This window comes from Geobacillus proteiniphilus, assembly GCF_001908025.1.
Classification (GTDB): domain Bacteria; phylum Bacillota; class Bacilli; order Bacillales; family Anoxybacillaceae; genus Geobacillus; species Geobacillus proteiniphilus.
The window spans coordinates 20445-45810 of record NZ_MQMG01000011.1; the positions used below are offsets into that span (position 1 = coordinate 20445).

At 55.8% G+C, this 25366-nt stretch carries 24 protein-coding genes; 1 reads left to right on the plus strand and 23 read right to left on the minus strand.

Annotated features, from left to right (window positions below):
- Positions 1 to 127 precede the first annotated feature (127 nt).
- From BRO54_RS05605 to sppA, 22 genes are all read right to left on the minus strand, one after another.
- Positions 128 to 733 (minus strand): DUF6230 family protein, encoded by a 606-nt coding sequence (locus tag BRO54_RS05605; RefSeq protein ID WP_074043382.1) that lies wholly within the window; start codon positions 731 to 733, stop codon positions 128 to 130.
- 222 nt (positions 734 to 955) lie between these two features.
- Complete coding sequence (locus tag BRO54_RS05610) at positions 956 to 1894, minus strand: R2-like ligand-binding oxidase (RefSeq protein ID WP_257722325.1); 939 nt, start codon at positions 1892 to 1894, stop codon at positions 956 to 958.
- 131 nt (positions 1895 to 2025) lie between these two features.
- Positions 2026 to 3513 carry an aldehyde dehydrogenase family protein gene (locus BRO54_RS05615; protein ID WP_062898871.1) on the minus strand — a complete coding sequence of 496 codons (1488 nt, stop codon included), beginning with the start codon at positions 3511 to 3513 and terminating at the stop codon, positions 2026 to 2028.
- Between the two features lie 63 nt (positions 3514 to 3576).
- Complete coding sequence (locus BRO54_RS05620; RefSeq protein WP_062898872.1) at positions 3577 to 4005, minus strand: hypothetical protein; 429 nt, start codon at positions 4003 to 4005, stop codon at positions 3577 to 3579.
- 191 nt (positions 4006 to 4196) lie between these two features.
- Positions 4197 to 5303: a Zn-dependent alcohol dehydrogenase gene (locus BRO54_RS05625; RefSeq protein ID WP_074043383.1), complete on the minus strand. Its 1107-nt coding sequence runs from the start codon at positions 5301 to 5303 to the stop codon at positions 4197 to 4199.
- A gap of 27 nt (positions 5304 to 5330) precedes the next feature.
- Positions 5331 to 5657 (minus strand): hypothetical protein, encoded by a 327-nt coding sequence (locus tag BRO54_RS05630; RefSeq protein WP_063330143.1) that lies wholly within the window; start codon positions 5655 to 5657, stop codon positions 5331 to 5333.
- 16 nt (positions 5658 to 5673) lie between these two features.
- A complete protein-coding gene (locus tag BRO54_RS05635) occupies positions 5674 to 7419 on the minus strand; it encodes an ABC1 kinase family protein (protein WP_074043384.1) in 1746 nt (581 codons plus the stop codon).
- Positions 7420 to 7438: 19 nt separating this feature from the next.
- Positions 7439 to 8581: a thiolase family protein gene (locus BRO54_RS05640; RefSeq protein ID WP_074043385.1), complete on the minus strand. Its 1143-nt coding sequence runs from the start codon at positions 8579 to 8581 to the stop codon at positions 7439 to 7441.
- 114 nt (positions 8582 to 8695) lie between these two features.
- A complete protein-coding gene (locus BRO54_RS05645; RefSeq protein ID WP_011232252.1) occupies positions 8696 to 9538 on the minus strand; it encodes an SDR family NAD(P)-dependent oxidoreductase in 843 nt (280 codons plus the stop codon).
- A 15-nt stretch (positions 9539 to 9553) separates the two neighbouring features.
- Entirely contained in the window at positions 9554 to 10345 is a 792-nt protein-coding gene (locus BRO54_RS05650) for an enoyl-CoA hydratase/isomerase family protein (RefSeq protein ID WP_074043386.1), read from the minus strand.
- Between the two features lie 97 nt (positions 10346 to 10442).
- On the minus strand, positions 10443 to 11657 hold the full coding sequence (locus tag BRO54_RS05655) for an acyl-CoA dehydrogenase family protein (protein WP_074043387.1): 1215 nt from the start codon (positions 11655 to 11657) through the stop codon (positions 10443 to 10445).
- Complete coding sequence (locus BRO54_RS05660) at positions 11654 to 12796, minus strand: acyl-CoA dehydrogenase family protein (RefSeq protein WP_074043388.1); 1143 nt, start codon at positions 12794 to 12796, stop codon at positions 11654 to 11656. The genes BRO54_RS05655 and BRO54_RS05660 overlap by 4 nt, the downstream gene beginning before the upstream one ends.
- Before the next feature lie 20 nt (positions 12797 to 12816).
- On the minus strand, positions 12817 to 14352 hold the full coding sequence (locus BRO54_RS05665) for a class I adenylate-forming enzyme family protein (protein WP_063330138.1): 1536 nt from the start codon (positions 14350 to 14352) through the stop codon (positions 12817 to 12819).
- 66 nt (positions 14353 to 14418) lie between these two features.
- Complete coding sequence (locus tag BRO54_RS05670; RefSeq protein WP_015375624.1) at positions 14419 to 14766, minus strand: SCP2 sterol-binding domain-containing protein; 348 nt, start codon at positions 14764 to 14766, stop codon at positions 14419 to 14421.
- 224 nt (positions 14767 to 14990) lie between these two features.
- Entirely contained in the window at positions 14991 to 15497 is a 507-nt protein-coding gene (locus BRO54_RS05675) for a hypothetical protein (protein ID WP_015375625.1), read from the minus strand.
- A gap of 232 nt (positions 15498 to 15729) precedes the next feature.
- Positions 15730 to 16920 (minus strand): acetate kinase, encoded by a 1191-nt coding sequence (locus BRO54_RS05685; RefSeq protein WP_011232259.1) that lies wholly within the window; start codon positions 16918 to 16920, stop codon positions 15730 to 15732.
- Positions 16921 to 17299: 379 nt separating this feature from the next.
- A complete protein-coding gene (locus tag BRO54_RS05690) occupies positions 17300 to 18289 on the minus strand; it encodes a class I SAM-dependent methyltransferase (RefSeq protein ID WP_047758153.1) in 990 nt (329 codons plus the stop codon).
- 119 nt (positions 18290 to 18408) lie between these two features.
- Positions 18409 to 18909, minus strand: coding sequence for a thiol peroxidase (gene tpx / locus BRO54_RS05695; protein WP_074043389.1), 501 nt, complete (start codon positions 18907 to 18909; stop codon positions 18409 to 18411).
- Positions 18910 to 19208: 299 nt separating this feature from the next.
- Positions 19209 to 19673: a GerW family sporulation protein gene (gene ytfJ / locus BRO54_RS05700; RefSeq protein WP_015375629.1), complete on the minus strand. Its 465-nt coding sequence runs from the start codon at positions 19671 to 19673 to the stop codon at positions 19209 to 19211.
- An 11-nt stretch (positions 19674 to 19684) separates the two neighbouring features.
- Positions 19685 to 20374, minus strand: a complete 690-nt coding sequence (locus BRO54_RS05705) for a DUF2953 domain-containing protein (RefSeq protein ID WP_074043390.1) — start codon at positions 20372 to 20374, stop codon at positions 19685 to 19687.
- Between the two features lie 315 nt (positions 20375 to 20689).
- Positions 20690 to 21160 carry an RDD family protein gene (locus BRO54_RS05710; protein WP_074043391.1) on the minus strand — a complete coding sequence of 157 codons (471 nt, stop codon included), beginning with the start codon at positions 21158 to 21160 and terminating at the stop codon, positions 20690 to 20692.
- Between the two features lie 12 nt (positions 21161 to 21172).
- A complete protein-coding gene (sppA, locus tag BRO54_RS05715; RefSeq protein WP_053413909.1) occupies positions 21173 to 22180 on the minus strand; it encodes a signal peptide peptidase SppA in 1008 nt (335 codons plus the stop codon).
- A gap of 111 nt (positions 22181 to 22291) precedes the next feature.
- On the opposite strand from sppA, the gene BRO54_RS05720 reads away from it, so the two are divergent.
- Positions 22292 to 23095 carry an NAD kinase gene (locus tag BRO54_RS05720; protein ID WP_074043392.1) on the plus strand — a complete coding sequence of 268 codons (804 nt, stop codon included), beginning with the start codon at positions 22292 to 22294 and terminating at the stop codon, positions 23093 to 23095.
- Between the two features lie 167 nt (positions 23096 to 23262).
- Here BRO54_RS05720 and mbcS read toward each other — a convergent pair whose 3' ends face one another.
- Entirely contained in the window at positions 23263 to 24855 is a 1593-nt protein-coding gene (mbcS, locus tag BRO54_RS05725) for an acyl-CoA synthetase MbcS (protein WP_074043393.1), read from the minus strand.
- Between the last annotated feature and the right edge of the window lie 511 nt (positions 24856 to 25366).

A 25366-nucleotide genomic window follows, 5' to 3' on the forward strand; every position in this document is an offset into this window, starting at 1 on the left:
AGCGGCGCACAAGCCTTGTGCATGAATACGTGATGACACAGGAAACAAGATGACAAATAGAACTTCTCATTTATTTTGGGAGGAATAGGGCATGAACAGCTCGCATCCAAATGATGATCAGAACGGATTAAAAGTCGCCGATCCGGCTTCCATCTTTCATGTTGGCAATCAATTTCACCTTCATGTTCGGAATGGTGATCGAGCCCGCCGACAGGTAATGCGTATTCAAGCTCGGTTTGTCAAGCGTCAAGTTCGGCGCGCTCATGTCTATGACATTGAGTGGGTTGTCGGTTTTATGCTCTTGCACCTCCAAGCCGGCAAATGACGTGCTGTCCGTTTGAATGCCGGTGACGCGCAGTCTCAAATTTTGCCCACTTACATTGCCGCCGGTGACGACGACATCGATGCTTTTAATACCATAAGCGCCGAGAGCCGATTCAGTGTTAATGTTTTTCGCCAGCACCAAATTCGTGATGTTCGCCGACGCCAAGTCGATGGCTGCCTGTCCCCAGGCCCCTCTTTGTTCCGTTTCACCGATGGCAGGATACAGTTTAAATCCGGTGCCCGTAATTTTATCTGCGCTGATCGTAAATCCGCCGACGCCTGACAGCGGAAACGCGGCAAACGCCGTCCCTGACAGAAGCAACATAGCAACTAGGGCGATGACTGCGAGAAATCCCGTTCCGCCCGCAATCGCAAATCGTTTTGGATTGACCGCAAACAAGTTCCCCATTTTTCATACCCCCTGTTTTTCTCCCATCCGATGATTCTTTCTTCATCCCTATTCCCCCCAAAATAAATACCTTGTTTCCCACGAAACCGACAGTTGCCACAGACATCGGGCACGAATCCCTTTCTCTCCTGCTGCTTTCCGGTTCCCTCCAGAAGGATGCTGGCGAAACCGATTTTTTCTTCTGCCAGACGCAGGCGGGCGGGCGAAACCCGCCCGTCTGCTCTAGGACTCGGCAGATGTTTTTTCCAGTTCCTCGACGCTGTCATACCGCTTCGTGCGGCTGATTTGTTTTTTGCGGATGTTGAACTGCTTGATAACATAGTTGTTCAGCATCTCATAATCGATTTCTAACGTAGATGTGCGGGCGAGCTGCTGCTGGCGCTGTCCGAGCTCGGTCAAATAGGCGACATAGCCGACAACATGAGGCCATAATTCATCCATATATTGGATGAACAAATCGTAATACCGCTCGTCTTCGTTGACAAGCCGCTGGATCGTGTACAGACCAAACTGAATATGGCGGCCCTCGTCCATGTTCAAATAATCGATGCCTTGCAGCAGCCCTGGGAACAGCCCAGCTTTTTTGTGAATTTGCCGGAATGTATAATACCCCGATTCGGCAAGTGTTCCTTCGACAATCATGTTGTACACCGTGGCGGCGCGGATGATCGCTTGCGGCGAGTCGTCGGTATACAATCGATCCATCGCTTCCGGCAGCGCTTCGTAAAAGATTCGTTTGTAATGGTCGTTATGGAAGACGGACAAGTCCATTTGTCCAATGCCAACGGCTTGCTGCCAGCGGGAAAACATCTCGACATGTTTCGCTTCGTCGTGCATAAACGTCGTTAAAAACAGGACATCCTCGAGCCGCCCTTGGCGCGCGAGGGCGTTCGTCATCGGCAAAATATCGAGCGTCACCGCCTCTTCTCCGGCGGAAAAGCCGGCGACGAGCGGCAGCGCCACGATCTTTTCTTCGCTTGTCAAACGGGCGAAATCTTCTTTGTCTTGGCTGAAATCAATGTCAGCCGGGTTCCATTTCCCATTCCGCTTCGCTTTTTCATACAATTTGTACATCGGATGCTCCCAATCGATCGTTCCTTTCACCGTTTGAAATCCATCATGGCGAGTCATCGCTTTTCTCCTCCTTTGAAGGCTAGTGATGTAAGGGAAAAAGGTGCTCTCAACCGCGTTTCTCAAGCGGAAACATTTTGCAGCACCATCACGCGCTCCCTTTCGGCTTCTCGCAAATCGAGCGAACCGGCTGGTTGTCACCGGTCTTTTAAACCCCTCTCTTAAAACAAAGTCATCGGCCGGTCGTTTAAGTCACAAATGACGGTTTTCGTCTCCAAATACGGCTCAAGCGCCTGCATCCCGAGCTCGCGGCCGAGGCCGCTTTGCTTATAGCCGCCAAACGGGACCGTCGGCGACAGCACTTGATACGTGTTGATCCAGACGGTTCCGCTTTTCACCCGGCGCGCTAAGCGGAGCGCCCGCTTGATGTCGTTCGTCCACACCGCTGCTGCCAAGCCATACATCGTATCATTGGCAATGGAAGCGGCTTCTTCTTCATCCTCGAACGGAATAACCGCCGCCACCGGGCCAAAAATTTCTTCACGGGCGATGCGCATCGACGGTTTGACATCGGCAAAGACCGTTGGCTCGATAAAGTAGCCGCCAAGCTCCGACCGTGCGCTCCCCCCGGCCACCAGTTTCGCTCCCTCCTGCCCGCCGATACCGATGTAGCGCAGCACTTTGTCGTACTGCTCGCGGCTGACGACCGGACCAATGTCGGTGCGCGCGCTCATTCCGGGGCCGAGCCGCAATGTGTTGGCCCGGTCGGCCAGCAGCTGGACGAACGTTTCGTACGCCGGCCGTTCGACTAAAATGCGGCTCCCGGCCTGGCATACTTGCCCGGAGTTGTAGAACACGCCAAACAGCGCGCTTTTTGCCGCCTGTTCGAGATCGGCATCGGCAAAAATGATGTTCGGCGACTTGCCGCCCAGCTCGAGCGTCACCCGCTTAATGTGGGGAGCGGCCGCCTGCAAGATATGGCGCCCCGTTGCCGTCTCGCCGGTAAACGCGATTTTCGGCACGTTCGGATGGCGGACGAGCGCTTTGCCCGCCTCATCCCGCCCCGGCAGAACGTTGACGACGCCGTCCGGCACGCCGGCTTCCTGGCAAAGTTCGGCAAGTTTGAGCGCCGTTAGCGGCGTTTCCGGCGCCGGTTTTAGCACCATCGTACAGCCCGCCGCCAGCGCCGGGGCGATTTTCCATGCCGGCATCAAAAGCGGGAAGTTCCATGGCGTAATCAGTCCCGCCACCCCGATCGGCTCTTTCATCGTCCACGCCATATAATCGGGCGCCGCGCCGGCAACGGAAAACGGCAGCACCTCTCCTTGCGGCTTGACGACAAGCGAGGCGAAAAAGTCGAAACAATCGGCGGCGAGCGGAATTTCGATAAACCGCGCCATGTTGATCGGCATGCCGTTTTCCCTTGTCATCAGCCGGGCCAGCTCATCGTGATGCTGGCGGATCAGCTCAGCAATGCGGCGCAAGATGCGCCCGCGCTCGAGCGGCGGAATCGCCAGCCAGCGCTGATCCAAAAACGCCTCTTGTGCGACAGCAACCGCCGCGTCAACATCGTCTTCCCCAGCGTTGGCGACGCGTGCCGTCACTTCGCCCGTCGCTGGATCGATGACGTCAAACCGTTCGCCACTTGAGGACGGCCGCCATTCTCCATCAATCCATAAATCCGCTTCTGTCGTTTGAGCGGAAATCATTGTCATCTCCTCCTTTTCATCGCTCCACGCTCCCGATCGATCGGGCGCTGAATCAACAGGCCGCTACGGCAATAAATCGCTTCGTCCGATTTCCTGCAAATATTCGCGGTACGCCGGGTAGATGGCGTCAAGCTGCGGCAGCACTTTCAACGCGTTCACGAGCGGGCCTTGCACTTTGATTTGCTGGCGGGCGAGCGCCTGCTGCAAGTCGAGCTTCCCAAGCCAAAACTTATGCCCGACATCCGCCGTCTGCTCAAAAATGAGCTCCGGCCGCAAGTCCGTCTCGCCGCAGACGATTTTCAGCCTCCCGTTTTCTTGCGTCCACGTAATTTTCGCTTCCGGCTTATGGAACACGTACTGGACAAACGCGTCATAGCCAGCTCCCAACTCCATTCCAGCGATCAATTGTTTCGATTCTTCCGTCTCCGCCACTTTTTCAAAAAAGCGACCGAGAACGTCATACAGCTCTTGCTCACTTTGAAACATCGGCATATCGTTTTCCCCTTTCTAAGTTGGTGATGTCGCGTAAAGGCGCTGTCCCCATCCCTAATTCCTTCTAAGTTGGTGATGTCGCCCAATGAACGGCCGCCTTACGGAATCCCGCTTCTGGCAGGGACGGATCATTCCAGAGCCCTTCGGCTGAAGACCGCCGTGAGGCATTGCCGCTCTTTTTTGGTGCGCTTTTATTCATCAAAGCGGATCAGGCCGCGGATGTTTTGCCCGCTCTTTAAGGCGGCGAACCCGTCGTTAATTTGTTCGAGCGCATAGACAGCGCTGATGAGCGGTTCAAGCTTCAACTTGCCCGCCGCGTACAAGTCGAGCAGCTTCGGATAGTCGACCGGGGGATTACCTTGGCCGAGCCAAGAACCAGTCAACGTTTTCGATTGGGATGGCAGCGAAAAGGCGTTGATCTCCACCGTTTCATGCGGCGCGGCGATGCCGACGATGACTGTCGTTCCCGCCTTTCTCGTCATGTTGTACGCGTCCGCCATCGTTTCCGGGCGGCCGATCGCTTCAAACGCGTAGTCGACGCCGAGGCCGTCAGTCAAGTCGAGCACGGCGCTGACGGCATCTTCCTCGCGGGCGTTGACTGTATGCGTCGCCCCGAACGTTTTCGTCATCGCCAATTTTTCCTCGACAATGTCGACGGCGATAATTTGTTTAGCCCCAGCCAGCGCCGCTCCTTGGATGATGTTGAAGCCGACGCCGCCGGCGCCAATGACTGCAACTGTGCTGCCCGGGCGAACGCGGGCCGTATGAATGACCGCCCCCACCCCAGTCATGACGCTGCAGCCGATCAAGGCCGCCAGTTCAAACGGCACATCCCGACGGATCGGGATGACCGCCTGCTCCGGCACGATCGTGCGCTCACTGAACGCCCCGGCGGTGAGAAATTGATAGACTGGCTTTCCGCCGAGGGAAAAGCGCGTCGTCCCATCCGGCAGCGTGCCGGTCGCCGTCAGTCGAGCCGCCTCCTCGCACATATCGGGCCGCCCGGTGCGGCAGTAGCTGCACGTCCCGCATGACGGCACCCAATTGAGCACCACATGGTCGCCTTGTTTGACACTTGTCACCCCTTCCCCGACTTCCTCGACAATGCCCGCTCCTTCGTGGCCGAGCACAATGGGAAGCGGGAGCGGCAATTGCCCTTGAACCACATGCCAATCGCTATGGCAAAGGCCCGCCGCTTTCATTTTCACTTTGACTTCCCCGCGCTTGGGGCTTGCCAAATCCAGTTCTTCGATTGACAGCGGCTCCCCGTAGCGGTGCAATACTGCGGCTTTTGCCATGTCGTTCCCTCCTTTTCCATCCGCCCATTACGCCCGCTTGCTGGCCATATCCGCTTCCTCTTCACGGATGCCGCGGCCCCGCAATGCATCCAAATAGGCGTCCCATTCCTGCTTGAGCGCTGATTTCAGCTTAAAAAAACCGAGAATAAGCGAGCGTGTTGAATGATCTTGCAAAAACACCTCACGAAACGCGTCTTCGAATTCTTCCCGTTTTCCTGGAATGCCATGATCCTTTCCATAAAGCAAATGCTTATCCAGCAACCGGCGAATGGTCGGGTTGCCCGGTCCGCCGCTTTGCCGGTAAAACGCCTCGATACGCTTTGACATCGTCAGCTCTTCTTGTTCCTCGCGCATGTTCCTTCCTCCCTCTTTAAAATCGCGGCCGCTGTTTGCGCGTCCGGAACAGCCGCCAGCCAAGGAAAACGACCAAGATGACAGAAGCGGCCAACCCGATGTTGGCGATCGTCGTTTTGCCCATGCCGAGAAACGTTCCGCCCGGGATGCTGGCGATGATGAACCCGGTGGCCATAATGATGGCAAACGCGATGAGGGAAAGCGCCAGCCGGTTGGCGATTTGATTGAGCGTATTGCGCGTCACCGGGTCGGTTTGGACTTGCACGGTCATGCGCCATTTGTTTTCCGAAAGCGTCTCCAACACTTTGTTGAACCGGCGCGGGAAGGTGGCGATCATTTCCGCCGTTTCAGCGACAAAGCTGGCGTTGGCGCGAAAATTAAAGCGCTTTCCGAGAATGCTTTTTAAAATCGGAATTTCATACGCCTCAACGACCTCGCCGTACGAAATTTCCGGGCAAATCCAGCGCGCCGTCCCTTCGGTGGCGGAAAATCCTTTCGCCCAAAGCGCCAAGCCGTTGGGCACTTTGCAGTAGTTGCGGAGCCCGATCGCCGTCGCTTCAAGGACGAGGCGGCCATAGTTGTAGCGGCTGCTCCCTTGATGGGCGGACACATAGTTTAACGTCAACGTCCGCAGTTCATCTTTCAATTTGACGACATCGGTGTAAATGGTGGGCGACATCAGTTCCATAAACACTTCGGCGGCGTCTTCCGCCTGATTGAGCTGGATGTGCAAAATGACACGCATCAAAATTTGCGCCATAATGCTGTCCATCCGCCCGGTCATCCCCCAGTCGATGATGACCGCCTTTTTCGTCCGCTTGTCGATCATAATGTTGGAGCCGTGGGCATCCGCATGGTAATGGCCGTCAAGCATCGTTTGCACGTAATGATGGACAAGGTCGATCATGATGTTGACCCGATCTTCGAAGGTGAGAACATCGACAGGGAAGTCTTTAATGAGCCAACCGTCAATGTACTCCATGATCAAGACGTTTTTCGTCGCTTCATACACGTGCGGAACCGTGACATGTTCAGCCCTCCTTTCGTACTTTTGCTTCATTTCTTGCATTTTTCTTGCTTCTTCCGTCATGTCAAGCTCATCCATGGCGCTGCTGTAGTAATCTTGCACGAGCCCCCCGAGGTCAAGGGCGGCCTGCAGTTCGGGCGGCAGCCGCTTTTGCAGGCGGGCGGCCATTTTTTTGATAATGGCGATATCGGTCCGAAACAGCTTTTCGACCGTCGGACGCACGACTTTGACAGCCACAACGGGTCCGTCTTTTAATTTGGCTTTGTACACTTGGGCGAGCGACGCCGAACCGAGCGGCTCCTCCTCAATCCATTCAAACGTCTCCAAGCCGTCAGGCAGCTCCCGCTCCAAAATGTACTCGATTTTGGCAAACTCAATGGGCGGCACCCGGTCAAGCAATTTCTCCAGCTCAAGCGTAATCGGCTCTGGCAATAAGTCTTGCCTTGTGACAAGCACCTGCCCGAGCTTGATGAACGTCGGGCCGAGCTCCTCAAACGCTAGGCGCAGCCGGCGGCCGATATGGCGCCAATAGTCGTTGTCCCCCCCCTTTCCCCGCAGCTTATAGGCGATGGCATCGCCAAGCACCATGCCAAGCCCGTTTTTGACGAGCGTGGCGATGATTTTCCGCCGCCGTTTTCCCGCCGTAATGGCAGCCAGCTCCTCTTCAATGGCGGCGCCAATGGCCGCAAAGTCGCGCGCCGGTTTTGGCTTGGCCGTTTCGAGTGATGCGTGCACCCCGCTTCCCCCTTTCTGCTTACAACCGCTCGATGATCGTGGCTGTCGCCATGCCAAAGCCGATGCACATCACTTGCAATCCGTATTTCCCGTCCATGTCCTCAAGCTCATGGAGCAGCGTTGTCATCAGCCGGGCGCCGCTCGCGCCGAGCGGATGGCCGAGGGCGATCGCCCCACCGCGCGGATTGACTTTCGCCATATCCGGCTCGAGCTCCCGCTCCCACGCCTTGACGACGGAAGCGAACGCTTCATTGATTTCGATGACATCGATTTGCTCAAGGCGCAGTCCCGTTTTTTCGAGCACGCGGCGCGTGGCCGGGATGACGCCCGTGAGCATCAGAATCGGATCTTCGCCGACGACCGCGCGGGCGACGATGCGGGCTCTCGGTCGCAAACCGAGCTGCCGGGCTTTTTCTGCCGACATGAGCAGCACGCCGGCCGCTCCGTCGCTCACTTGGCTTGAGTTGCCGGCCGTGATGACACCGCCTTTTGGCTGAAATGATGGCGTTAACGCTGCTAACTTTTCGAGCGAGGTGTCGCGCCGAATCCCTTCGTCGCGGGTGAAGGACACCGTCCCCTCCTCGCCCGGCACGTCAAGCGGAATGATTTCCCGCTCAAACATCCCGCGGTCGGTTGCCGCCGCCGCCTTTTCATGGCTTTGCAAGGAAAACGCATCAAGCTCTTCCCGCGACAATCCCCATTTTTTCGCGATCATCTCCGCAGAAATCCCTTGCGGCACGATGTTGTACCGACTTGTCAGCTGGCGGCTGAACCGCCCCATGTCGCTTCCCATCGGAACGCGTGTCATGCTTTCGACCCCGGCGGCGATGGCGATGTCGATGTCGCCGGCCAAAATCGCCTGCGCCGCGCTATGAATCGCCTGTTGGCTCGAGCCGCACATCCGGTTTAATGAAAACGCTGGCACGCTGGCCGGAAATCCGGCGGCAAGCACCGCCTGGCGGCCGATATTGCCGCCTTGCTCCCCAGTCATCGTCACACAGCCGACGATGACGTCTTCCACCAAGCTGGCATCCAGCCCATTTCGGTCGACAAGCGCCCGCAGCACCGGAACAAGCAAATCGACCGGATGGACGTTCGAGAGCGCCCCTTTTTTCTTGCCGATCGCCGTGCGCACAGCGTCGACAATGACGACTTCCCTCATGCCGCTCCTCCTGTTCCGTATCAAAATCGAACCGTTTCCCTGCGAGGCTAGAGCCGCCGCAGGCCTCTCCTCCTATGTCCAAATCGCCACATTCCAAAGCGGGCCGCTTATTCATCAGAACGTAAACAATTCGATGCCTCCTGAAACATTCAACCCAATCCCCGTAATGTATTTCGCTTTATCGGAACAAAGGAACACGATGGCGTTGGCGACGTCTTCCGGTTCGCCCGGGCGGCGGAACGCGGTGCGCTGGATCATCCGCTCGTTCATTTTCGGGTTGCCCATGCGGAATGCTTCTGTATTGATGATGCCCGGCACGATGGCGTTGACGGTGATGCCGTAGCGCGCCCCTTCAAGCGCCATGCTTTTCGTAAAGCTCAACACCGCTCCTTTCGTGGCCGAATAGCTCGCTTGGCCGAAGCCGCCAAGCGTCCCGGCAACAGACGACATGTTGATGATCCGCCCCCATCCTTGCTCTTTCATATACGGCCATACCGCTTTCGTACAGTTGTACGTGCCGGTCAGGTTCACCCGCAAATCGCGCTCCCAAAACTCATCGTTTTGCTTTTCGATTTGCGAAACGTGGTCGAGCGTGCCGGCGTTGTTGACGAGAATGTCAATGGAACCAAACTCTTCCTTGACGCGGGCAAACACTTCTTTCACTTGCTCGCGGTCGGTGACGTCCATTTTGAGAGCCAGCGCCCGCCGCCCCATGGCGCGAATGTCTTCCGCTGTCTTTTCGGCGTACACCACTTTTGTACTCTGCATCACTTGTGAGAGCGGCCCATATTTTTGCGCCGTCTGTTTGCTTTCTTCATCCGATTCGAGCAAAATATCGGTAATGACGACATCCGCTCCCGCTTCGGCAAGCGCCAAGGCGTCGGCGCGCCCGAGGCCGCGTGAGGCGCCAGTGACGACCGCCACTTTTCCTTTCAGCAGTTCCGCCCATGACGACATCGGTGATCCCTCCGTTTAACGTAAAAATTGCGGTTGTTTCTTTTGGAAAAACGCCGCCAGCCCAATCGCCGGCTCTCCTGTCTTAAACGTTGCCGCAAATGACGCCGCTTCGATGCCAAATCCGTCTTCTGGAAGCCCTTCGGCCGCATAGATGGCCCGCTTGGCGAGCCCCATCGCCCGCACGGCCCCTTCTGACAGTTGCTCGGCAAACGCCGACGCCTCTTCTTCCAACCGCTCCGGGGGCGTGACGCGATGAACAAGGCCGAGTTCGAGCGCTTCTTGCGGTTCAAGCCGTCTGGCGAGAAAAATGAGTTCCGTCGCTTTCGCCCGCCCGACGAGGCGCGTCAGCCGCTGCGTGCCACCCGCGCCGGGAATGAGGCCGAGCGAGACTTCTGTCAGGCCGATTTTGCCGCCGCCCATGATGCGGAAATCGCACGCCAGGGCCAATTCACAGCCGCCGCCGAGCGCATAGCCGTTGATGGCCGCGATGACCGGCTTCGGCATCGTCGCGAACCGGTCGAAACAGCGCTGCATGCGGGCGCTTTGTTCGGCGATGCCCGCTTCATTGCCGGCAAACTGGGTTCCTCGCTGAATCATGTCCTTTAAATCAGCGCCGGCGAGAAACGTTTTCGGATGGGCCGACGCGATGACGACAACGCGCACTCCGCGGTCGGCTTCCAATTCATCGGCCGCTTTCTCCAATTCTTCCATTAATCGCTCGCTAATGGCGTTCGCCGGCGGGTTGTGGATCATCACCCAAGCGACTCCTTTGTTTCGCCGCTCTATGCGCAACGTTTCATAAGGCATCGGAATTCCCCCTTTCGTTCAATCGAACCGGCAAACTTCACAAATGATCATCGCTCTCCACCGCGAGCGGAGATGTTTGGGTCGCCGCCTCGCTCTTCTATACGTGCACGCCGTATGGCGCATACAACCGTCTTGCTGTGACAAGGCGCTGGATTTGCTGCGTGCCTTCGAAAATGTCAAACACTTTCACATCGCGGTACAACTTCTCCACCAAATGCCCGTCAAGACCGACCGGGCCGAGGAGCTCCAAGCACATCGCGCACACATGAAGCGCCATTTTACCGGCGACTGCTTTGCAGACGGCCGCTTCCATCGCATTCGGCTCGCCAATGTCGGCTTTCCACGCCGCTTCCCACGTCAACAGGCGAGCAGCGTCAATCTCTTGCTCCGCCTCGGCAAGCAGGGCGGCTGCTTCATAGTACAACCGTCCTTGTTTCGGGTACTCGCTGCGAACGATGTCAAGCGTATATTCATAGGCGGCGCGGGCGATGCCGACGGCCATGGCCGCGACGATCGGCCTCGTGCTGTCAAATGTTTTCATCGCCACTTGGAAACCGGACGGTTTATTCGCATTTGCGCTATACAACTCTTCACCGCCAAGCAAATTTTCATCAGGAACAAAGCAGTCTTCAAACAAGAGCTCCGCCGTTTCATTGGCGCGCAAACCCATCTTATGGACGGTGCGGGTCGCGACAAATCCCGGCGTCCCTTTTTCGACGACAAACGCCCGGTGCCCGGCGCGGCCCAACTTCGGATCAACCGTGGCGAACACGACGACCCAAGAAGCGCGGGCGCCGTTGGTGATGAAAATTTTTTGCCCGTTTAATACATAGCCGCCGTCCACTTTTTTCGCCGTCGTGCGGATGCCGGACGCGTCCGAGCCGGCTTCCGGTTCCGTCAAGGCGTAAGCTCCCCAGCGCGGCTCCTCCTTCGTGAAAATGGACAAAAACCGCTGCTTTTGCTCGGGCGTGCCGCTCGATTGAATCGGCGGACCGCCTAAGCCAGGGCCGGGAAGGGAAAGGGCGATGCCTGGGCATCCCCACGCGAGCTCCTCAGCGGCGATGACGGCCACGCGGTTGCCTTCGCGCTCTTTTTTCTCCTTTTTCTTTTCCGAATCAGCCGAAGCACGCCCTCCGCCAAACGAAGACGCATTCAGCTGGATGCCCATTTTGTTGACTTTTTGCAGCCATTCGTCCGGCACCCGCCCGAGCCGGTCGGCCTCCAGCGCGATCGGGCGCACTTCATGTTTAGCAAACCAATGGACGAGTTCTTTGATTTGTTTTTGCTGCGGTGAGAATTCAAAGGAAATCATGGCGCCACCCTCTCTTTCCGTTTGCCCAGCAGCTGTTCGCCGCGGCGGATGAGCCAATCCGTTTCCCGGCCGTACAGCATCACTTGCGCCTGGGCGTCGCGCATCCATTTTTCAGCCGGGTATTCTTGCACGTACCCGTGCCCGCCGAGCATTTGCACGGCCTGATCGGTGACATAGCGCAGGGAACGATGAGCTCGCGACAACGCGCTCCAGGCGTAGCCGCCCGCCTGTTCATCCCCTCGGTCAACTGCAGCAGCCGCTTGCCATACAAGCAGTTTCGCCCCGCGGCATTCGAACGCCATTTCGGCGATCGTAAATGACACCCCTTGGAACTTGGCGATCTCCTGTCCGAACGCCTTTCTTCCCGCAGTGTATTCAATGGTGTAATCAAGCGCCGCCTCCATCAAGCCGACTTCCTTCGCCGCTTCGATGACTTGGTTTCGGGCGCGCATGCGGTTGAGCAATGCATCCGCTTCCGGGCCGCGGGCCACGAGTTGTTCCGGACCGGCGTACACTTCTGCGAATCGAAGGCGAGCGATGCCGGCAGCCAGCAGCCCAAGCCTGATGTCTCCTTCTTCGATCTCCCATACTCGCTCATCAAAGGCGAGCAATACCGTTTCCTCTTCTTCGTCCCTAGCGGCGATGACCGCCCAGTCGGCTTTCGACGCCAAGCGGACTGGAGACGACACCCCGTCCACAATATATCCGCTGCCGCGCCGGCGCACGCGAATCGCTTCCTTCAGCGGTTCTTTTTGTTCCGCTTCGTCGATCCAGGCGACAGTCGGCCATCCGCCTTTCGCCATCTCCCGGTACCGGTGCCACACGCGGTGCTCGGGAGACAGACGAAAGAGGGAAGACGCCTCCCCGGCCCCCGGAAGCCCTTGAATGACGCCTAAATCGCCATAGCTGAGCGCTTGCCAAATGAGCGCTTGCGACAGAAGCGGCAGTTCCAAGCCTCCCCACGATTCCGGAAGCTCGAGCGTTGACAAGCCGAGCTCATCCACCCGTTCGCTCACATCAACTGAAACCGTTCGATGTTTTTCACACTCTCTTGCGACCGGCCGAATTTTCTCAACGGCTAGGCTGCGGGCAACTTGAAAAAACGCCTGTTCTTCTTTCGACGGTTGAAAGGATATCACCTTGCCCCTCTCCTTTTCCATTACGATTGAACAGCGGGAATGAACTCGCTCGCCCATTCGCGCAGCTTCTTTTTGTCGATTTTGCCGATCATCGTTTTCGGCAAATAGCCGACCTTTTTCAAAAAGCGCGGGGTTTTGTATTTCGCCAACCGCTTTTGGCAAAACTCGACCAGCTCCGCTTCCGTCACTTGGGCCCCGCGCCGAACGACGACATACGCGGCGACTTCTTCGCCCATTTTCGGTGAAGGGACGCCGACGACGCCGGCTTCCAGCACGTCCGGATGGGACATCAGCAGCTCCTCGATATCGCGCGGGTAAATATTGAATCCACCGCGAATGATGACATCTTTTTTCCGATCGACGATAAACACATACCCGTCCTCATCGATGCGCGCCATATCGCCGGTATACAACCAGCCGTCGCGCAGCGCCTGGCGGGTCTCCTCGTCTTTTCCATAGTAGCCTTGAAAAACGTTTGGACCCGACACAATCAGTTCTCCGACTTCGTTTGGCGGCAGGGGATTTCCGTATTCATCGACGACCGCCACCCGAACCCCGGGAAGCGGCAAGCCGACTGATCCAAGCTTGATCGGTTTCGTCGGATCCGTCGCCGTCACAATCGGCGCCGCCTCGGACAGACCGTATCCCTCCAAAATAAGACAGTTGAACTTGCGCTGAAACTGCTCAGCAAGTTCGGGCGGCAGCGCCGCAGAACCGGATATGCAAGCCACCAAGCTGGAAGTGTCGTACCGGTCGGCCTCGGCATAATGGCATAAAGCATGAAACATCGCCGGCACCATCGCCGTATGCGTCACCCGATGCCGCTCGATCGCTTCGAGCGCTTTTTTCGGCTCAAAATACGGCAAAAGGACGACTTGATCCCCCAAAAGGAGCGCGACGTTCATCATCGTAAATCCGAACGCATGGGAGATGGGCAATACCCCAAGGCCGACGCGTGCAAATTCGGTCGGCAGCCGCTTCGCCATCTCAGCGGCCGCTTCCGCATTCGTGGACAAATTGCGGTGCGTCAACACAACCCCTTTCGGCTGGCCGGTCGTTCCCGACGTGTAAAGCAAAGCCGCAGGATCGTTTTCATTGACTTCCGACGTCGTCAGGCTGGCAGGAGCTTGTTCCATTCTCGTTCGCAAAGAGTGAGGAGAATCCGGAGCGTCCAGCGTGACGATCATCGGAGGCGCCGGCAAGCCATTGGCGGCCTCTTTCGCTTTCGCCCACAGCATTTCCGCCGTCAGCACCACTTTCGGTTGGCAGTCTTTAAAAATGTAATGGAGCTCCTGCGTCTGCAACAGCGGCAACACCGGCACGACAACCGCTCCTGCTTTCAAGACGCCGCTAAAGGCGATGATGACTTCCGGGCTGTTCGGCATCGTTACAACAACGCGGTCGCCCGGCTTGACCCCAAGTTCAATCAATGCATGAGCCAGCTGAGACGAACGGGTATCGCATTCAATGTTCGTATATTCTTTTCCTTCGAATACCAGCAACGGATACGGTCCATATTCCTCTATGTTTCGTTTCCAAATATCCGTCAAACGCATCGTCCGCTTCTCCCCTATCGGTTTGTCAGAGGACAGCCGATTTGTCGACCGCCCTCTTTTCCTCCGTTAAGCCTGCTTTGCACTGTTGTATGCGGCGAGCACTTCTTGAAGGCGAAGCGCCAGCCCCATATCTCCGTCAATGCGAAGCCGCCCGCTCATAAACGCCTCCGTTCCGTTCAATTCCCCTTCCGCCATTTTTTTAAAATCTTCACTGTCCATGCTTAACGTGCAATCAGAAGGCTCTTGCTCCCCTTCAATGACAAATCCTGCATCCGGCCGGAGCACGACTTGGTAGACGCCGGCTTCATCGCCGCTCAAATTGAATTGATACACGGCGACAATTCCTTCCGCTCGTGAAATGTCTTCTTTCAATTGTTGATCGATCATCTGAAACACTTCTTTCACACTGGGCATATCAGTACCTCCTTAATATTTTGAACTATCAGAAATTTTTTGGCCCACTTTTACTATAAACCGCTTTCAATCATTCATCCATCCCGATGATGCTCGGATTTTTCCTTTTGCTTTTGCGTTTTCACCCGACATTTGTCCGGCCATGAAAGCGGGCTACAAAAAATTTCCATCAAACCAAACATCTAAATGACGTTTGGGGCATCACCTTCCTGTCAGCGCCGAGCTCACAAGGCATGAAGAAGTCCATCCTCACCGATCAGCTCCAAATAGCGCCGATAAAGCGGAAACGCCGGCACGATGCGCGGCAGAAGCTGCAGCGCCTTCGCTTTCGATCCTTTTGCCTTCATTTTTCCGGTCATGAGCGCCAATGGAACGTTGATGTTGCCGCCCCAAAATTGGTGGGCGATATCGCCGGTCGTCTTGATGGCAACATCAGGCGCATCGATTGCCTGCCCGAAATAAATGGCGTAGTTTTCACCGGTTTCCGGCCGCCTCGCATCGATGCTGATGACCGCCTCCGGATCGGTCAAATAAAAGACGAACGCGGCGCGGGAACGGCGGATTTGTTCTCCAATCCGATTGATTTGCTCCACCTCGTTGCCGTATTCCTGATACGCTGGATGCTGTCCCCACCAGCTGCGCAGCTCCATTTCCGTCCTTGGGCGCGACGGAATTTGCATAAACTCGCCGATCACCCGATACACATGAGCATCATCACGAAACAATGCCATATCCGTTCACTCCCTTCAACCGAGTATGCACTCTCATTTTGGCGTGAAACAACGCCGCCGGCAATTCCGATGATTGCCGGGGAGACGAAAAACGCAAGACATCTCCGTCCGGAGTTGTTGAAACAAGAATCAAGCGCACCAAAGCGGCAAAACAAAAAAATGGCTGCCCCGTTTGTTTGGGGCAGCCGTTTTGGCCAAAATGGCTGCAACGATTCTTTTTATTACAATCCGCTTACAAATTCGCCAACCGCATGACGTCGCGGGCGATCATCAACTCTTCATTGGTCGGGATGACGAGCACTTTGACCGGCGAGTGCGGATAGCTGATGAACGCTTCCTTGCCGCGCACTTTGTTTAGGATGGGATCCCAGTAAACTCCCATAAACTCGAGGCCGCGCAACACTTTCGCCCGCACGACTTCGCTGTTCTCGCCGATGCCGGCGGTGAAGATGATGGCATCGACTCCGCACATGCGCGCCGCATACGAGCCGATGTACTTATGAATGCGGTTCGCAAACACTTCAAGTGCCAGTTCCGCGCGCTCATTTCCTTCGGCGGCCGCTTTTTCCAAGTCGCGCAAATCGCTCGAGATGCCGGACAGACCGAGCATGCCGCTCTTTTTGTTCAGCACTTCAATCACTTCATCCGCAGTCATTCCCGTTTTTTCCATAATGTACGGGATGAGCGCCGGGTCGATGTTGCCAGAGCGCGTCCCCATCGCGACGCCCGCTAATGGCGTAAAGCCCATCGACGTGTCGATCGATTTGCCGCCTTCGACCGCCGCGATGCTCGCCCCGTTGCCTAAATGGCACGAGATGAGGCGCAGCTGCTCGATCGGCCGGCCGAGAAGCTCCGCCGCCCGCTGGGTGACGTATTTGTGCGACGTGCCATGGAAGCCGTACTTGCGAATGCCGAATTTCGTGTAATACTCATATGGCAAGCTGTATAAAAACGACTGTTCCGGCATCGTCTGGTGGAACGCCGTGTCAAACACCGCCACGGCCGGCACGTCCGGCAGCACTTCCTGAAACGCCCGAATGCCGACGAGGTTGGCCGGGTTATGGAGCGGGGCGAGCTCGGACACTTCTTCAATTTGCTTGATGACGTCCTCGGTGATGAGCACCGAATCACTGAACTTCTCCCCGCCGTGGACGACGCGGTGCCCGATGCCGTCAATTTCGTCAAACGAACGGATAATGCCGTAGCGAATGAGCTTATCAAGCAGCATTTTAACGGCCGCGGCATGATCCGGAATCGCCGTCACTTCTTGATGTTTTTCACCGTTTACGACAATGGTGAAAATCGCGTCGTCAAAGCCGATCCGTTCGACGACCCCTTTGGTCAACACCGTTTCTGCCGGCATCTCAAACAGCTGGAATTTCAACGAGGAACTTCCCGCATTAATGGCTAGCACTTTCGCCATCGAAAACACAGCTCCTTTTTTGCCAAAATCCGCTCGCGCTTACCGTTAGTGTGCGCGATTGGGCGCCGTTTCACTATGCCTTTTTCATTGTATGCCTCCCGTTTTCGCGTTTCAAGCGCGGCTTTGTTTCGCAACCGGTTGCAAGAAAAAGTTTTTATGTTGTGAAAAATGAAAACGGAGCTGACCGAAAAGGTCGGTGAAAAACAGCGATTCTTCGATGAAGAAAAGAGCAACATTTATCATCTTGAGCCGAGAAGACCCCCCACTTCCACGCGTGAGCGCAAGGGGAGGAAGATGCAACCTCTCGTTTTGTGAAGGGGCTTGACGGCCTATACGGTGATCAAAAAGGGCGTCCCGCTGCGTTTGGGACACCCTTTCTTCAACGTTCTTTTTCCTCGGTGATCCAGGCGTCGATTTTCGCCATCATCGCCTGCATCGCCGATTTGTTGGAAAACCGCGGCAGCTCGACAAGCAGCACGTGTTTTGGCTTTTTGACGTTCGGCCCTTTCTTTTGCAAAATCAACACGCTTTTTGCCGCCTGATCGTTTTTAAACATCGACAGCGGCAGCTGCAAGACTCCTTGGACAATGGCCGCCTCTTTTAAAAATTCGTTCAGCTGCCCCGCCTGCGGGCTCGAGAACAACATATTCGGGATGAGGAAAAACAAGTAGCCGCCCTCTTTCGTATAGCGCAAGCTTTGCTCGATGAACAAATGATGGGCATACGACCGGCCTTCCTTCGCTTTTAAGGCGAAGCGGGCGGCATTGTCGTCATCCGGGTAATAGCCGACCGGCAGATCGCAGACGACGACGTCAACCGGCTCAACAAACAGCGGCCTTAGGCTGTCTTGGTTAAACAGCTGCACCGGATGCTTTTGCAAGTTCGCGTTGACGTACGCCAATTTGACAAGCAGATCATCGACATCGCTGCCGTAGCTCGCCGCCTGTTTTCCTCGAAGGCCGTTTAACACCGCCGTCAATAAATTCGCCGTGCCGACGGCCGGGTCGAGGATCTTAAGCGCCAAATGCGAGCGCGTAAACTCGCGGACCAAATACGCCAAAAACAAACTGACCGCATCCGGAGTCATTTGGTGGTGCGGCTGGACATGCTTGCGCATCCCTTTTAACACCGCAAGCTGAAACGCCTTGCGGATTTCTTCGTTTTGAAACCGTTCCAGCATCAGTTCGCGATACTGCTTTTTCAGCCGTTTCGCGTTCAGCTCGCTCACTTCGCTTTGCAGCACGTCGCCGTGGAACAAATTCTCCCCCGTCTCCGCGACGGCTTCTAAATACGTGCATTGCAATTCTTCTTGCAAAAGTTGGGCCGTTTCATCGAATACCGTGAACAACCGTTCGACTGGCGTCATCATCTGTACGTCCCCACCTTTCTGCCAACGTCCCTTCTGTATATTGTACGACCGTCCGCCTCGCGCCGCAAGAAAAGCGCCGATAGGAACGAAAAGGCCCCGAACGGGTCGGGGCCTTTTCATTATTTCGCCGCTTTCGCCGCTTCAATCGCCGCTTCGTAGTTCGGATGGTTCGTCACTTCCGGCACGTATTCGACATACGTCACCGTGTCATTGCTGTCGATGACAAACACGGCGCGAGCAAGCAGGCGCAGTTCTTTGATCAAGACGCCGTATGCTTGTCCGAACGAGACATCGCGATGGTCGGACAACACTTGAACGTTCTCAATGCCGGCGGCGCCGCACCACCGCTTTTGCGCAAACGGCAAATCGACGCTGATCGTCAACACTTTCACATTGTCGAGCTTCGCCGCTTCCTCGTTAAACCGGCGCGTTTGCGCGTCGCAAACCCCAGTGTCGAGCGACGGAACGACGCTGATCAGGCGGACGTGCCCTTTCGTATCCGCGAGCGTCACTTCCTGCAAGTTTTGATCAAGCACGGTGAAATCCGGCGCTTTGTCGCCGACTTTCACTTCGTTGCCGACGAGCGTGACCGGATTGCCTTTAAACGTCACATTGGCCATGGGTTCTCTCCCCCTTTAGAAGAAATATGTACTTATTTCCATACCGAATTTCCCAACGACTAAAGTCGTGGGGTTCTCGCGTACTAAAGGGTTTCTCGTACACCTGCGTGCAGAACTCACCCTTATTCCGCAAGACTTTCATGAGCAAACACCTCAATGGTGCTTCACGCCCTGTGCGTCCGATTCAAGACGCTTTAAGAAAAGTATATCACTTTTGACTGCGTCAAAGCAATCGGTTCATCCCATGTCTAAAGTTTGCGCCAACGGACAGAAAAAAACGCCGGACGCCAACGGTCCGGCTAAATGTCAAAGTCGTCTGCTTTTTGGCCTGCGGCGCCGTCTTTCTTGTTTTTCTTCAGCATCGCCTGAATCTTCTCAAACGCCTGCGGCGCGACATCGAGAATTTTTTCGTATAAGTGCGTGCTTTCATCCAAATGGAGCAGCTTCACCCCGGACGAGTTGACGACGAGAAACGCAATCGGCGTAATCGAGACGCCGCCGCCGCTGCCGCCGCCAAACGGATGTCCGTTCCCTTGGGCCTGCCCGTTCCCGCCGGCTTGCGCCCCTTGGTGGCCATTTTGTTGGCCGTCAAGCATAAACTCGCTGCCGCCGGCGGCAAAGCCAAACCCGACTTTCGACACAGTCAAAATGACGCTGCCGTCAGGCGTCTCCACCGGGTCGCCGATAATCGTATTGACGTCGATCATTTGTTTTAAGTTTTCCATCGCTGTTGTCATCAGCCCTTGAATCGGATGGTTCGTCATCGTCATTCCTCCTAGTAGCCTTCATTTGCCTGCTTGGCTGCCAATGGGTTTCGCTTTGGCAGCCGCCGTCCGCGCCAATGTTTGACCACTCGCAATCCTGCTACCATAGCATGCCCGATTCGAAACTGAATCATACATAAAAACACCGTTTCCGAAGCGGCCCGATCGTAGGCCGGAACGATGGCGACAGCCGGAGTTGTTTTCATGTTCATATAGCGGCTCGCAGCGCCGATGATCATGTATTTCAGCGACCAGCCAAGCCCCACGAGCAGGCCGGTCGATGCTGCGTCGCCGGTGCCAATCGTCGTCTTCCATTCCCATTTCATAATCGTCACGTGACGGTAAAACTGTTTCATAATTTCGTGCAAGTCGACGACTTGCTCGAGAAACCTCTTCAGCTGCCGAAACAGGTCGGCGATTTTTTTTAGGGTCAATTTCCCTTTCTTTTCCTCTTTCCCGCGCGTTCCCTCCACTCCTTTTTTCTGGAGAAACGCCACCCCCGGCGCATCCGGATCCATGTCCAGCTTGATGAGCGGGACGCGAACGGTGTAGCGGAGGAGGCCAAACAGCGTGCGCACCACGATTTTGCATTCATCGTCGTCTTTCATATGGCGAAACACGACCGTCACCGATACTTTCATCCAGGCGACGAGAAGAAGCAAAAGAACGACCGTTGCGATGACCGCGATGACTGCTTTCAATGTCCGCCCTCCCTTTCTTGACCAACCGAACACCGCCAAAGGTAAAATTTGGGCAAATCAAGGGCGGCTTTCCTATTGCCTTCTTTTTTGTCCCCGTCGCCCTTGACGACCCTTTCGCACCTTTGGCAGGTGTTGGTCAAGGGCGAATCCGGCTTTGAGCACGCCCCACGATGCTCAATGGGATGGCCTGTGTGGGTTTTTCATAGAACTTTTGACGCTACCCATCATACATTGTCGCCATCTGGAAAAAAAATAAACCTGCCGTTTCGGCAGGCGGACATTGGTTGACGGTCCGTTCTTGATGCGGGCGGATTGTTACTCGCGGACGACGATCGTATCCGCGAACTGGTCATGCATCCCTTTTTTCTTTTCGGAAAACGCAACAAACAAAAAACCGATGAACAGCAATTTTTTCGCGATGAATTTGCCGACGACTTCGCGAAACAGCACGGTGAGCCAGGTGAGCGGCTCGCCGCGCTCATCGACCACTTTTAAGCCGAACACCATTTTGCCAAGCGTCTGCCCAAACGCTTTCGTCATCAACACGAAATAGGCGTAAAAGACGACGGCGGCCGCGACCGCCGCTGGCGCGAACAAATGGTCCCGCTCAAGCGGCCAATCGAACAGGCGAAAAAGCGGCCAAACGATGAGCCGGTTGAGGCTCGAGACAACAATGACATCAAGGCAATACGCCCAAAAACGAAGCCAAAAGCCGCCGTAGCAGAGGGGGCGCTCTGCCGGCGGGAGATGATCCGCCAGCGGCGCCGTTGCTTGCATGTCCGTCATGTTTCCACTCCTTTATTCGGCGTATAAATACATAAGCCGCGGCGAGGATGGGCGCGACAACAGGCGGATGAGCCCGGCCGCCTCGCTGTCCGGCTTCATCCGGTTCGACACCATCTCAAAGAGAGAGCTCCACGGCGCATCGTTCACGTATTTTACGACTTGAGCGCCGGTTAAATGATGCTCTTTTTTGAGCGCAGCGATCGCGTCATCCAAGTAGCCGAACTCGTCGACAAGGCGGAGCGCCTTCGCCTGTCGCCCGTCATAAATGCGGCCGTCCGCCAGCTTGCGCACCGTGTCTTCCGGCAGCTTTCTCCCTTTGGCTACCACATCAACAAACGCATCATACGAATCATTGATCAGCCGCTGCAAAATCTCCCGTTCCGCTTCGGTCATTTTGCGCGCCGGATTCATGATGTCTTTGTACGGCCCGCTTTTGATCGTGACAAGCTCCACGCCGTACTTCTTTGCCAGCCCTTCATAGTTGACGCTTTGCATGATGACGCCGATGGAGCCGGTGATCGTCTCCGGGCTGGCGAAAATTTTATCGCCGGCCGCAGCGATATAGTAACCGCCCGAGGCGGCCATGGCCCCCATCGATACGTAAATCGGCTTGTTCGTCTTCTTTTTCAGCTTCATCAGCTGATCGTAAATTTCCGCGCTTTCCGCGACACCGCCTCCCGGCGAATTGATGCGCAAGATGATCGCTTTGACGTCTTGATCCTCTTTCGCCTGTTTGATCATTTGCAAAAACGTTTGGTGGTTGTACTGTGATGAGGAAAGAAACGACTCCGCTTCCCCCGCATCTTGAATAACTCCGTTCACTTCCAACACGGCGATTTTTTTCAACGGGTCACCCTCGGCGATGACTTCTTCGCTAAATGGCGACTCCATGAGCGCCAGCCAGCTTTCCGACCAGCCGCCGGCCTTGTCGGACAAAAGAACGCCAACCGCTTGAACAAGCACCGAGATCACAAACAAGGCGGCGGCGATGGCCAACGCGGTCCATCGTTTTCGATTCATCGTCTTCCCCCCCCTGCATCGGCTGCCCATATTTTTAGAATCCTGGCAAACGTGGTACAATATTCATTGTACATCGATTGATTAGATGATGCCATTGGGAGGACGCAAAAAATGGATATGGAACGCAACCGTCTTTATTTTTTTTATAAGCGCGACGACGAGCTCATCGAACGGGTGAAGCCGCTCATTGAGCTGGCGGAGCGCGGTCCGTTTGTTGTCGTCGACGACTATCGGGAAGCGAACATCATCGTCAGCATCGGGGATGACGGCGCGTTTTTGCAGGCGGTCCGGCAGACGGGATTTCTTCCTGACCGTTTGTACGTCGGCGTGTCCGTCTTGCCGGCGCGCGGGTTTTACTGCGATTTCCATATTGACGACATCGATCATATGGTGGAAGCGGCGAAAAATTGGAAACTCGAAGTGCGGCGCTACCCAGTCATCGAAGTGACGATCGACGGCGCGGCTTCGTTTTTCTGCTTAAACGAATGTTCGATCCGCTCGCAAATCATTAAAACGATGGCGATCGACGTTTTCATCGACGACTTGCATTTCGAGACGTTCCGCGGCGACGGCATCATCGTGTCGACGCCGACCGGCAGCACCGGCTACAATAAATCGGTGCACGGGGCGGTCGTCGATCCGCTCTTGCCGTGCTTTCAAGTGAGCGAACTCGCCTCGCTCAACAGCAACCGCTATCGGACGCTCGGCTCGCCGTTCATTTTGAGCGGCTCGCGGACGTTGACGCTGAAAATGTCAGAGGAAACGAGCCATTTTCCGATCATCGGCCTCGACAATGAAGCGCTGAGCATCCAGCATATTGAGCGGATTGACATTCGTTTAAGCGACCGGGTGGTCAAAACGGTGCGCTTGAAAGACAATTCGTTCTGGGATAAAGTGAAACGCGTCTTTTTGTGAAGCGTGTGTCTGTTCTCCCGGCGAAACACCGGATCTAAAATGGCGAATCCGTTCGACGCGCATGCGGCAAGAGGGTGTCTCGTTGCTTTTGAGACACCCTCTTGTTTGGTCGCCGCGCGGACATCGCTCCGCTTCTGGCAGCCGCCAGCTCAACCGGCTCTTTCTGCTTACGACGACCGGCCGGCAAGGCGGGCTTCCCGCTCGCGCAGCTCGACGCGGCGGATTTTTCCGGACGCCGTTTTCGGCAAATCGTCGACAAACTCGATTTTGCGCGGGTATTTGTACGGCGCCGTCAACTGTTTCACATGTTCTTGCAGGGCCGGAATCAGAGACGGATCGTCTTTGTCGACCCCGTCGCGCAATACGACAAACGCTTTGACGACATGGCCGCGCACTTCATCCGGACTGGCGACGACGGCGCACTCTTTGACGGCTGGGTGCTTGACAAGCGCGTCTTCGACTTCAAACGGGCCGATCGTATAGCCGGCGCTGATGATGATGTCATCCCCGCGGCCTTCAAACCAGAAATAGCCGTCTTCGTCTTTGCGCGCTTTGTCTCCCGTAATGTAGTAGTCGCCGCGGAACTGCATCGCTGTCCGCTCCGGATCTTTGTAATAATACTTAAACAGCGCCGGCGTTTCGATATGGACGGCGATGTCGCCGACTTGTCCGGGCGGGCACGGCTCGCCGTTTTCATCGATAATTTCGACGCGGTTGCCTGGCGTCGGTTTCCCCATCGAACCCGGCTTGATGGGCATTCCTTTCATGACGCCGACAAGCAGCGTGTTTTCCGTCTGCCCGTAGCCGTCGCGCACTTCGACGCCGAAATGCTTGGCAAACGTGTCGATCACTTCGCGGTTGAGCGGCTCGCCGGCGGACACGGCGCTGTGCAAATGGGATAGGTTATAGCGGCCGATGTCCGGCACTTTCGCCATCAAACGATACTCGGTCGGCGTGCAGCAAAGCACATTGATGTTGTATTTTTCCAATAGATGCAAATATGTTTCCGGTTCAAAGCGGCCGTAGTAGACGAACCCGGTCGCCCCCGAACCGAGCACCGATAAAAACGGACTCCAAATCCATTTTTGCCACCCTGGTCCGGCCGTCGCCCAAACGAGGTCGCCATCTTCAATGCACAGCCAGTTTTTCGCCGCGGTGCGCAAATGGGCGTACGCCCAGCCATGGCAATGGACGACTCCTTTCGGATTGCCGGTTGTGCCGGACGTGTAAGACAAAAACGCCATATCATCGCGCGAGGTGTCCGCCGCCTCGAGCGTTTCGCTCTCCTTCGCCATGGCGTCTTCAAGCGGAATCCATCCGTCTCGGGGTTCCCCGATGACGAACTTCGTCAAACGGTCGATGCCGTCAATCGGCGCAAATTCGTCCGTATACGGCGCATAAGCGACAACAGCTTTCGCTTCGCTATGGACGAGCCGATATTGCAAATCTTTCGTCCGCAGCATCTCCGAGCTTGGGATGACGACAAGCCCGGCTTTGAGCGCCCCTACGTACACTTCGTATGTTTCAATGAGGCGCGGCATCATGACGAGCACTTTATCGCCTTTTTCGAGCCCATGCGATAAGAAAGCGTTTCCAATTTGGTTGGCGCGCGCCATCAAGCGGCCGTATGTAATCTCTTTCGTTTCGCCTTGCTCGCTCTCCCATTTCAACGCGATCCGGTCCGGGTCGGCGGCCGCATGCCGTTCCATTTCCGATGTTAAATTGTAGCGCTCGGGAGCAATCAAGTCTTCCCGCCTCATCGTTCCTCTCCCCCTCTGTCTTGTTTCGCCGCGGTCGGCATCTCTATTATACAAAATAGTCGTTCTATTTTGAATACCGTTTTTCCCATGTCAACTACTCCCACTTAGCTAACGCTTGAAGTGGGGGCTTGCAACTCCCCAGAAGTGCGAACGGGCATCAATCTCCTTCCTTGACTTGGGGTTGCATCAGGGGCAGGTTGACGACTACCCAACGACGCAGGTCATGCCTGCATCATTGCCGAACGATTCGGCGCGTCTGTTGGCGGTGCTTGACTTCCACGCACAACAGACAGATGTACGTTCGATGTTTTACGGTTGCAACGTTTCCTGCAACCAACTCCCTACATCGAGCAACGTAATTTGGAGTGCCTTGATTCAACGGTTTTCTCCATGCCTTTATTCTATCATACACAAAAGAAAGGAGGAAGGGCGATTCCTCCCCCACTTACTCCCTTTGGTCGTTGAAGTGGGGGTCTCCTCGCCAAAGATGATGAAAGCGGCGGGGAATGCC

Coding starts and splice junctions, on each gene's coding strand:
- BRO54_RS05645 (WP_011232252.1), bottom strand. CDS start 9,538: ATGTCGTCATGGGCGGAACTGCTGAAAGGAAAAGTGGCGGTCGTCACT.
- mbcS (WP_074043393.1), bottom strand. CDS start 24,855: ATGAGGCGGGAAGACTTGATTGCTCCCGAGCGCTACAATTTAACATCG.
- BRO54_RS05650 (WP_074043386.1), bottom strand. CDS start 10,345: ATGCCTTATGAAACGTTGCGCATAGAGCGGCGAAACAAAGGAGTCGCT.
- BRO54_RS05675 (WP_015375625.1), bottom strand. CDS start 15,497: ATGGCATTGTTTCGTGATGATGCTCATGTGTATCGGGTGATCGGCGAG.
- ytfJ (WP_015375629.1), bottom strand. CDS start 19,673: ATGACGAACCATCCGATTCAAGGGCTGATGACAACAGCGATGGAAAAC.
- BRO54_RS05640 (WP_074043385.1), bottom strand. CDS start 8,581: ATGAGGGAAGTCGTCATTGTCGACGCTGTGCGCACGGCGATCGGCAAG.
- BRO54_RS05605 (WP_074043382.1), bottom strand. CDS start 733: ATGGGGAACTTGTTTGCGGTCAATCCAAAACGATTTGCGATTGCGGGC.
- BRO54_RS05655 (WP_074043387.1), bottom strand. CDS start 11,657: ATGATTTCCTTTGAATTCTCACCGCAGCAAAAACAAATCAAAGAACTC.
- sppA (WP_053413909.1), bottom strand. CDS start 22,180: ATGAATCGAAAACGATGGACCGCGTTGGCCATCGCCGCCGCCTTGTTT.
- BRO54_RS05690 (WP_047758153.1), bottom strand. CDS start 18,289: ATGATGACGCCAGTCGAACGGTTGTTCACGGTATTCGATGAAACGGCC.
- BRO54_RS05720 (WP_074043392.1), top strand. CDS start 22,292: ATGGATATGGAACGCAACCGTCTTTATTTTTTTTATAAGCGCGACGAC.
- BRO54_RS05630 (WP_063330143.1), bottom strand. CDS start 5,657: ATGCGCGAGGAACAAGAAGAGCTGACGATGTCAAAGCGTATCGAGGCG.
- BRO54_RS05710 (WP_074043391.1), bottom strand. CDS start 21,160: ATGACGGACATGCAAGCAACGGCGCCGCTGGCGGATCATCTCCCGCCG.
- BRO54_RS05625 (WP_074043383.1), bottom strand. CDS start 5,303: ATGGCAAAAGCCGCAGTATTGCACCGCTACGGGGAGCCGCTGTCAATC.
- BRO54_RS05670 (WP_015375624.1), bottom strand. CDS start 14,766: ATGCCCAGTGTGAAAGAAGTGTTTCAGATGATCGATCAACAATTGAAA.
- BRO54_RS05685 (WP_011232259.1), bottom strand. CDS start 16,920: ATGGCGAAAGTGCTAGCCATTAATGCGGGAAGTTCCTCGTTGAAATTC.
- BRO54_RS05620 (WP_062898872.1), bottom strand. CDS start 4,005: ATGCCGATGTTTCAAAGTGAGCAAGAGCTGTATGACGTTCTCGGTCGC.
- tpx (WP_074043389.1), bottom strand. CDS start 18,909: ATGGCCAATGTGACGTTTAAAGGCAATCCGGTCACGCTCGTCGGCAAC.
- BRO54_RS05665 (WP_063330138.1), bottom strand. CDS start 14,352: ATGCGTTTGACGGATATTTGGAAACGAAACATAGAGGAATATGGACCG.
- BRO54_RS05615 (WP_062898871.1), bottom strand. CDS start 3,513: ATGATTTCCGCTCAAACGACAGAAGCGGATTTATGGATTGATGGAGAA.